This is a genomic window from bacterium, from assembly GCA_035945995.1.
Classification (GTDB): Bacteria; Sysuimicrobiota; Sysuimicrobiia; order Sysuimicrobiales; family Segetimicrobiaceae; genus DASSJF01.
Window position 1 is genome coordinate 1 of sequence record DASYZR010000077.1, and the last position, 2,854, is coordinate 2,854.

4 protein-coding genes are annotated in these 2,854 nt (G+C 69.8%); all 4 read left to right on the forward strand.

The features are described 5' to 3' along the window. A partial coding sequence (gene rplO / locus VGZ23_08100) for a 50S ribosomal protein L15 (protein HEV2357556.1) occupies nucleotides 1-448 on the forward strand: 448 nt, incomplete at its 5' end. Further along, entirely contained in the window at nucleotides 445-1,719 is a 1,275-nt protein-coding gene (gene secY / locus VGZ23_08105) for a preprotein translocase subunit SecY (GenBank protein HEV2357557.1), read from the forward strand. The genes rplO and secY, both read left to right, overlap by 4 nt. Before the next feature lie 37 nt (nucleotides 1,720-1,756). After that, a complete protein-coding gene (locus VGZ23_08110) occupies nucleotides 1,757-2,419 on the forward strand; it encodes an adenylate kinase (protein HEV2357558.1) in 663 nt (220 codons plus the stop codon). Nucleotides 2,420-2,437: 18 nt separating this feature from the next. Next, on the forward strand, nucleotides 2,438-2,854 hold a 417-nt coding region (locus VGZ23_08115), incomplete at its 3' end, for a M24 family metallopeptidase (GenBank protein HEV2357559.1).

A 2,854-nucleotide genomic window follows, 5' to 3' on the forward strand; every position in this document is an offset into this window, starting at 1 on the left:
GCCGGCCCACGGCGCGCGCCGCCGGGGCCGGCGGGCCGGCCGCGGGCACGCGTCCGGCCGCGGCAACACCGCGGGCCGCGGGCACAAGGGCCAGAAGGCCCGGAGCGGGGGACAGCGCCGGCCGGGCTTCGAGGGTGGGCAGCTGCCCCTCGTGAAGCGCGTGCCCTACCGGCGCGGGATTCGGGGCGCCGGGAGCAACCTGGTCGGCGGCCCCCACCCCGTCGGCATGGACGTCGTCAACGTCGGGCGGCTGGCGGGGTTTCCGGCGGGCGCGGAGGTGACGCCGGAGGCGCTGCGCCGGGCGCGCTTGATCCAGGGCGCGCAGGTGAAGATCCTGGGCGGCGGCGACCTCGGGCACGCGCTCGTGGTCAAAGCGCACGCGTTCAGCAAGGGCGCGCGTGAGCGCATCGAAGCGGCCGGCGGCCGCGCCGAGGTGATCGAAGCGTGATTCCCGGGCTCGCCAATATCGTTCGCATCCCGGATCTCCGCCGGAAGTTTCTCTTCACGGTTGGGATGCTGGCGTTGTTCCGGCTGGGGTCGCACATCCCCGTGCCGGGGGTCGACGTGCTCCGGCTGCAGAGCCTCTTCCAGCAGGGGCAGGCCGGCAACGTGTTCGGCTTCATCGACCTGTTCGTCGGGGGCGCGTTTTCGCGCTTCGCGCTGTTCGCGCTCGGCGTGTTCCCCTACATCACCGCGTCGATCATTTTCAGCCTGCTCGAGGTGGTCTTCCCCGAGCTCAAGGAGATCCACCGCGAGGAAGGGGAGGCCGGACGCCGGAAGATCGGCCAGTGGACCCTCTACCTCTCCGTGATCCTGGCGATCGTCCAGGGCACCGGCCAGATGCTGCTGATCCGCAACCTCGGGGCGATCGATAACCCGCGGCCGCTCATCCTCGGTGAAATCGTGGCGACGCTCGTCGCCGGGACGATGGTGCTGACCTGGATGGGCTCGATCATGACCGAATACGGCATCGGCAACGGCGTGTCGCTGATCATCTTCGCCGGCATCGTCGCGCGGCTGCCCAACCAGCTGGGCCAGACGATCGGGCTCGTGAACGTGGGCGAAGCGTCCGTGTTCCGCGCCCTGGCGGATATCGCGGTGATCTTGTTCAGCATCGTGGCCGTCGTCGTAGTGACCCAGGCCGCGCGCAAGATCCCGATCCAGTACGCGAAGCGCATCGTCGGCCGGCGGATGGTCGGCGGGCAGACCACGTACCTGCCGATCCGGATCGCGTCGGCCGGGGTGATCCCGATCATCTTCGCGATCTCCGTGATGCAGTTCCCTTCGACGATCGCGCAGTTCTCGCGCTGGGAGTGGTTGCAGCGCCTCGGCGGGTATCTCTCGATCAGCAGCACGGTCGGGAGCATCCTGTACTTCGTGCTGATCATCGCGTTCACGTATTTCTACACGGCGGTGAGCTTCGATCCCGAAGACGTCTCCGACAACATCAAGAAGTACGGGGGCTTCGTCCCCGGCATCCGGCCGGGCCGCCCCACGACCGACTACCTGATGCGAATTTTGGAGAAGCTGACGTTCGTCGGCGCGCTCTTCCTCGGTCTGATCGCGGTCGGCCCGATCTTCCTGGCGCGGTTCACCGGGCAGCTGACGCTGTACCTGACCGGCACGTCGTTGTTGATCGTCGTCGGCGTCGCGCTCGAGACGATGAAGCAGATCGAGGCCTACGTGCTCATGCGTCACTATGAAGGCTTCATGAAATGACCGCGCCCCGCCGGTTCCGCCCGACGACGCGGTGACGATGAATCTCGTCTTCATGGGACCGCCCGGCGCCGGCAAGGGGACGCAGGCCGAGCTGTGCCGCGTCCGCCACAACGTGCCGCACATTTCCACGGGCGACATGTTTCGGGCCGCGGTGCGGGCCGACACCGAGGTGGGGCGGCGGGCCACGGAGTACATGCGGCGGGGCGACCTCGTCCCCGACGCGATCGTGCAGCAGATGGTGGAGGAGCGCCTGCTGCAGCCCGACGCCGCGGCCGGGTTCATTCTCGACGGGTATCCGCGAACGCTCGGACAGGCGGACGCCCTCGACGAGTTTCTGGCGAGGCGGGGACAGACGCTGCAGGGCGTGGTGTTCTTCGAGATCGACGAGGCGGTCGTGCTGCGGCGGCTCACCGGCCGCCGGGTATGCCCGACGTGCGGCGCGATCTACCACATCGAGCATCATCCGCCGCGCGAGCCCGGGCGGTGCGATCTCGACGGCACGGAGTTGATTCAGCGGCGCGACGACGCCCCGGACACCATCCGCCGCCGGCTCGAGGTCTTTCGCCGGTGGACGGCGCCGCTCGTAGACTACTACCGGGCGCGGGGCATTTTCCTCGTGGTCGACGCCGAGGGGACGGCCGAGGAAGTCTGCAGCCGGATTGAGGAGTTCGTCGCCGCGCGCTCCGGCCGCGGCGCCTAGAGGCGAGGACGCACAGCGATGAACGAGTCGATTCCCATCAAGTCGAAAGCCGACCTGGCCGTGATGCGCCGGGCCGCGCAGGTCGCCGCCCGCGCGCTCCGGGACGTGAGCGCCGCGGTCCGGCCGGGGGTGACCACGCGCGAGCTCGACCGGATCGCGGAGGACCGCATCCGCGCGCTCGGCGCGGTCCCGTCGTTCCTGGGGTACCGGGGCTATCCGGCGAGCCTCTGCGTGTCGGTGAACGACGAGGTCGTGCACGGCATCCCGGGCCGGCGCGCGCTGCGCGACGGCGAGATCGTGAGCCTTGACGTGGGCGCCGAGGTCGAGGGGTTCCACGGCGATCTCGCGGTGACGGTGCCGGTCGGCGCGATCGACGAGCCGCTCGAGCGCCTGCTCGCGGTGGGCGCGGCGGCGCTCGAAGAGGGGATCAAGGCC